General features: G+C 67.9%; 4 protein-coding genes. 2 read left to right on the top strand and 2 right to left on the bottom strand.

Translation table 11 applies throughout. From position 1 onward, the window contains the following. Positions 1 to 878: DUF2786 domain-containing protein (locus H0X00_RS21360; protein WP_293774636.1), on the top strand; the 878-nt coding region annotated here is incomplete at its 5' end. 178 nt (positions 879 to 1,056) lie between these two features. Here the strand turns inward: H0X00_RS21360 and H0X00_RS21365 are convergent. Next, entirely contained in the window at positions 1,057 to 3,402 is a 2,346-nt protein-coding gene (locus H0X00_RS21365) for a DEAD/DEAH box helicase (RefSeq protein ID WP_293774639.1), read from the bottom strand. 16 nt (positions 3,403 to 3,418) lie between these two features. After that, positions 3,419 to 4,657, bottom strand: a complete 1,239-nt coding sequence (locus H0X00_RS21370) for an ATP-binding protein (protein ID WP_293774642.1) — start codon at positions 4,655 to 4,657, stop codon at positions 3,419 to 3,421. Positions 4,658 to 4,885: 228 nt separating this feature from the next. Between H0X00_RS21370 and H0X00_RS21375 the strand changes: the two genes are divergently transcribed. Continuing rightward, positions 4,886 to 5,088: hypothetical protein (locus H0X00_RS21375; RefSeq protein ID WP_293774644.1), on the top strand; the 203-nt coding region annotated here is incomplete at its 3' end.

Raw genomic sequence — 5,088 nt, forward strand, 5'->3', positions numbered from 1 at the left:
GCGCCCAACTGGCCGAGCTGCCAGCCACCGCCGACCCGGACCTGGCCACCGAGGCCACACTGGCCCAGACCCTGCGGGTGCTGGGCGCGCTAGAGACCCTGCCGGCGATCCCCGTCCTGATCCCGCCGCCTGGGCAGCGGCAGGCCGGGAACCCCGCGCCGGGCCGGGCGACCGACCCGCCCGCCGACGAGACCGCCCGCCAGCTGGAACGGGTGCGCGCATTGCTGGCCAAGGCAGAGTCCACCACCTACGAGGCCGAGGCCGAGGCGCTGACCGCCAAGGCGCAGGAACTGATCACCCGTCATGCTCTGGCCCGGCTGCTCACCCGGGCCGGTGACGCCCGACGCGCCCCGGCGGTCGTCAGCCGGCGGATCTGGATCGAGGCACCCTACGTGATGGCCAAGGGCATGCTCGTCGACGCCGTCGCGGGCGCGAACCGGTGCCGGGCGGTGATCAGCGAGCACCTCGGTCTGGTCAGCCTGGTCGGTGACCCGCACGACCTCGACGACGTGGAGCTGCTGGCCACCTCGCTGCTGGTGCAGGCCGACGCGGCGATGCTCCGCCACGGCCGCCAGACCACCCGGGCCGGGGTCTCCCGCACCCGCGCGTTCCGGCAGTCCTTCCTGCTCTCCTACGCCGCCTGCATCGGGGAGCGGCTGCGGGCCGCGGAGGACACCGCGCTGGCCGAACAGGCCGCCCGGGAGCGGCTGCTGCCGGTGTTGCGCGCGGTCACCGCGGAGGTCGACCGGGAGTTCGCACGGCTGTTCCCGCGCACGGTAGAGAAAGAGACCCGGATCAGTGATGACCGGGGTTGGGCGGCCGGGCGGGCCGCGGCCGATCTGGCCCTGCTCGACGTCCACGGTCAGATCGCCGGCTGACCGGGCCGCTCAGGCCTGGCGCCCGGCCAGCCTCTCCTACCGCCGGACCCGTTCACCGCTCGTTGTGGAAGGGGTCCGGCCCGCGCTGGGGTCGTCGGGTCGGGGCCTGCCCAGACCAGGTACGGGTCGGCGCTGACCGATGGGACGCCGGTCCATGCACGAGCGGCTCACCTGACAATCACTGACGACGGGGGTCGGGGAAGCCGAGACTGATGTACCCGGGGGCTCGTTTCGCCAAGGCGGCGGCGAGAACGGGGACGTTGGCATCGTGGTAGTCGTGCACCTCCGCCGTGGTCTTGCCCGGGTAGGCGCGCAGGACTCGTCCTGCGTACTGAACAAGCCGGCCTTTGAAGGAGACCGGGCCGGCAAGGAACAACGTGTCGAGTGCGGGGCAGTCGAACCCTTCGCCGACGAAGCTTCCGGTACCAACGGCGAGGAGTGGCGGTGCGTCGTCCTGCGGTTGTAGCCGCTCCAGTGCGCCGGCTCGTGCCTTGGAGCCCATCCCGCCCTTGAGGACGACAGGCTCGTAGCCGTCGGCGGCGAGCAGCTTGGCCAGGAGGTCGACGTGCGCGGTGCGTTGCGCGAGCAGGAGACAGTTGCGGTGTCGGGAGAGCGCCTCTCGGACGTCGGCCAAGATCTGGGCGTTCCGCGACTCGTCCTCGGCGAGGGCGCGATGGACGCCGGCGATGGCGCCAGGAATCGAGAAGTCGGTCGTCGACTCGTAGGTGAAAGACGTTGGGTGAACGAGGAGCACCGGCTCGGGTCGATCGGCGACGGCATTCTCGAGCGTCCCGGGTTTGGGAGGTGTGAACTCATGCCGGACCGGGCCGAGTTGGAAGGCGATGAGGTCGTCGAGCTGGTCGCGGCGGTACGGCGTGGCAGTGAGGCCGAGCCAGCGGCGTGCCGGGATCGTGCGAACAGCCGCCTCGAACGCCGCGGCGGGGATGTGGTGGCATTCATCGGCGATGACGAAACCGTACGGAGCGAGCTTCTCACCGAGGTCGTCGCGCCGGGCCAGGGTCTGAAGCGTCGCTATGTCGATGACGCCGGTGAGCTTCGATCGTCCTCCTCCGATCTGACCGGGCTTGACCCCGAGCAGCGACTGGATCTGTTTGCGCCACTGGTCGGCGAGTGTTTTGCGATCGACGAGGACCAGGGTCGAGACGGCTTGCTTTGCGATGACTGCGCACGCCATCACCGTCTTACCTGAACCTGGTGGGGCGACGAGCAGGCCGAGGTCGTGCGCGAGGACGCGCTGAACAGCGTCGTGTTGGCCTGGCGTTAGGTCGGCCGTGAAGGCGACCTCGATATGCGCGCCGCTGATCCGCTGGTCACGGATGTCAGCCTTGCTTCCCGCCTGTTCGACGACTCTGAGGGCGGTGTCGAGAAGTCCGCGGGGAAGGACGAGGTGGCCGTCGAGGGTCTCGTCGAAGGATTGGATGAATCTGGGGATGTTCCAGGTCGACTGGCGACGGCGCTGGCGGTCGTAGAACTCGGGATTTGCCATCGACGCAGCGTGCTTGAAGGTCGCGTACTGGGCCGGAGTCAGCTCCCCGCCGGGGACACGGACGCCGCCGTCCAACGTGAGGTGCACGACGGGCGCCGATCTCGGCTGAGTCTTCGTCGCCGTGGTGGGGTGGAGCCGCTGGACCTTGACGCCGACCGTGGGCTCGCGGACCCTGGCGGCGATCTTGGAGACTTGTTTCGGTTCCAGGCGGTCGAGCGTCGACATGTAATCCCACTGGTCGTCGTAGGGCTCCAGAGTGGCGAGGTCGAGGAACACCGTCGTTCTGTTCTCCTTGCGGCTCGTGCCGTGCAGGGGCGCGGCGATGAGGTTGCCGAAGCGCCCGGTCGGGACGGTGTCCTGCGAAGGGAACAGGCGGTCGTAGCAACTGAGGGCCATGTGGCCGCGGAGCGCGATGGCTTCGCGGACCAGCCCGGTTCCGAGCTGGCGGGCCGTGATGGCGGGGACCGGACCTGTGAAGAAGATCCACACGTGCGCGCCGACGCCGGAGCGCGATACCTCGAGCGCAGCCGGTGCCCCCAAAGCACGGGCCGCCTTCAGGTAGGCAAGGGCATCGAGCATCGCGGCTGACCCGTCGAAGTCGGCGGCGAGCCAGCACGTTTCGTCGCCGGGAAGCATCGGATACAGGCCAATGTGGAGAGCGCCCCGCAGATGAGCGGCCACCACGTCGGGCGTCAGTGGGAGGTAACGCGGGTCGTCCTGCTTGCCCTTGCTCCAACCGCCTTCGACCGCCGGCATCCAACCCGACTTGCCGAGGCGCGGGTTCTCCCAACGGACGGCGTACACGTCGCGGCGAGCGCCGAAGAGGGTTGTGTAGAAGGCAACCTTGGCCTCCGGCGGCGAACCTGCGTTCACAGGACCGGGTGCGCGGTCGAACCAGGCTGTCTGGGTGCCGGGCGCTGGTTCGGATTCGAACTTCGTCAACCGCAGGAGCTTCTTGAGCCGCTCGTTCTCCTGGCGGAGCTCCGCGAGTTGACGGCGAAAGGCGTCATCGCTCATGAAGCTGCGCGCCCGCTCATCGCAGGTCGACCGTTCGCCACAACCGGTCGACAGGCATGACGTGGATTCGGTCCTCGGCCGTGTACGACCTGGAGCCTGTGCTGAAGGCGACGCCGGCGATGAGACGGTTACCGAGCGCTTCACGCAGTTTTCGGAGGCCTCTGAGGTCGTTCCGGTTGACGCGCTCGCCGGACTTGACCTCGAAAGCGAGCACATCTCCGTCGTCGAACTCGACGACAAAGTCGACCTCGTCCTTGTCGTGGGTGCGCCAGTGACCGGTCGTGACCGGTTCGCTCATCCAGGAGACGTGCTTGCGCAGCTCGCCGACGACGAAGGTCTCCAGCAGGTGCCCGAACTCGGTCATCACGGTCGGGTCGAGGCGACCCAGGTTCGCCGGTGTGATGCGGAGCAGGCGAGCCGCGAGCCCGGAGTCGACCACATGGATCTTGGGCTTGGCCGCCGCCCGAGCCCGAAGGGTCTTGCCCCACGCGGGAAGACGCACGACGAGGAACAAATCCTCCAGCAGACGCAGGTGCTCCTCGGCTGTCTTGCGATCGACACCCAAGGCGTCGGTGACGTTCGACAGGTTGAGCACTTGCGCCGTTTGTGCGGCGAGACGGTTGAGCATGTCCGCGACGAGTTGTCGTTGGCGGATGCGCTCCAACTCACTCGCGTCCTTGAGGATGGAGTCGCGGAGGTAGTTGTCGAACCAGCGGTTGCGGTCTGCGCCTTGGCGGATGACGGCGAGTGGGAATCCGCCGGCAGCGATGCGGTCGACGTAATCGCTGCGCGTGGTCGATGACTGCGGCTGCGCGGCGAGCGTTGCAGCAGGGTCGCTCCGCAGGGATTCGATCAGGTTCTCGTGGCTGCCGTGGAGTTCGCCTTGGGACAGCGGCCAGATGTTGATGCGGTGGATGCGACCGGTCAGTGACTGGGCGGTCCGAGGGAGCGCGTCCTGGCGGGTCGATCCGGTGAGTACAGCGGTGCCCGGGTCGGTAATCTCCCTGTTGAGCCGTGCCTTGATGGCATCGAGGATCTCGGGGACGTGCTGGTACTCGTCGATGCACAGGGGTGTCTTGCCGGAGACGGTAAGCGTCGGGTTGGCCCTGACCGCGTCCCGGACTGCGACGTCGTCCAGGTCGATGACGGGGACCTCGCGGCCCGCCGCGAAGGTGCGAAGCACGGTCGACTTCCCCACTGAGCGTGGGCCGTGGAGTGCGATGACCGGCTCGACTCCGGCGAGCGCGTCCAGCAAGGGTGAGATGCGCCTCGGGCGAAGACCTGGGCTGACGGGTTCCACGCCGCTAAGCTACCAAAATTCGAGGGAGTTCTGCTCCCAAAAATCGATGGGTCTGCGCACCCAAAACACGAGGGTGTGGAACTCCCCATTTCCGAGGCCGGAGGACCTCTTCGGCCCGTGCGAAGAGATCGTGGACCGTGCTGGCCTCGCCGAGCCGGGACCGCGGTGGTCCGCTGGCCAAACATGCAGGTCAGCGACGTGCGCCGGTGCCAACATCGGCCCGACGACCAGGATCGCCATGACGACACCGGGCTGATGACCGCTGATGACTTTCTGGTGCCGCAGCGAAAATTCGAGGCCCTTCTCCGGAACGGAAAAGGGCCTCTGACCTGCGGTTATCTGTCGGGGTGGCGGGATTTGAACCCACGACCTCTTCGTCCCGAACG

The sequence above is a fragment of the Sporichthya sp. genome (assembly GCF_013815995.1).
Classification (GTDB): domain Bacteria; phylum Actinomycetota; class Actinomycetes; order Sporichthyales; family Sporichthyaceae; genus Sporichthya.

Excerpts from the sequence above, each read along its gene's own strand:
- H0X00_RS21365 (WP_293774639.1), bottom strand. The coding sequence starts at position 3,402 with ATGAGCGATGACGCCTTTCGCCGTCAACTCGCGGAGCTCCGCCAGGAG.